Genomic DNA, 649 nt, shown 5'->3' with positions numbered 1-649 from the left:
AATGCTTTGACAAAATCAATCATGAAAAACTTTTGGCAAAACTCCAAACCTACCCCAAGTTGAGACGACAAATCAAAACTTGGTTAAAATCAGGAGTCATGGATGACAAAACCCTATTCCCTACCAATGAAGGAACACCACAGGGCGGTGTAATCAGCCCATTATTAGCCAACATAGCCTTACATGGAATGGAAGAAAGAGTTAAGCAATATGCAGAAACTCTAAAAGGGGGTAAAAGGGACAATAGAAAATCCCTGTCACTAATCAGATATGCAGATGATTTCGTCATCCTACATGAACGATTAGAAGTCATTCTGAAATGCCAAAAGATAATAAATGATTGGCTAGCAGAAATAGGGTTAGAACTCAAACCTAGTAAAACCAAAGTTTCCCACACGCTTAATAACGTAGAAGGAAATGTAGGCTTCGATTTTCTTGGGTTCACCATTAGACAATACCCAATAGGTAAAAATAAAAGTGGTAAAGATACTCGCGGAAAAAAACTAGGATTTAAGACTCTCATCACACCTAGTAAAAATAAGGTTAAACTCCATATCCAAAAGATTGGAGAAACAATAGCCAACAACAAAGCCTCTACCCAAATGGAAATAATAAAGGAGGTTAACCCAATAATCAGAGGCTGGTCTAA

The 649-nt window shown here is 37.3% G+C and carries 1 protein-coding gene; it reads left to right on the top strand.

Annotation, left to right across the window (positions count from 1 at the left end):
* A partial coding sequence (locus tag MiSe_RS49605; RefSeq protein WP_264197177.1) for a reverse transcriptase domain-containing protein occupies window positions 1-649 on the top strand: 649 nt, incomplete at both ends.

The sequence above is a fragment of the Microseira wollei NIES-4236 genome (assembly GCF_020521235.1).
Lineage (GTDB): Bacteria > Cyanobacteriota > Cyanobacteriia > Cyanobacteriales > Aerosakkonemataceae > Microseira > Microseira wollei.
This window is presented reverse-complemented; position numbering and strand designations above follow the sequence as displayed.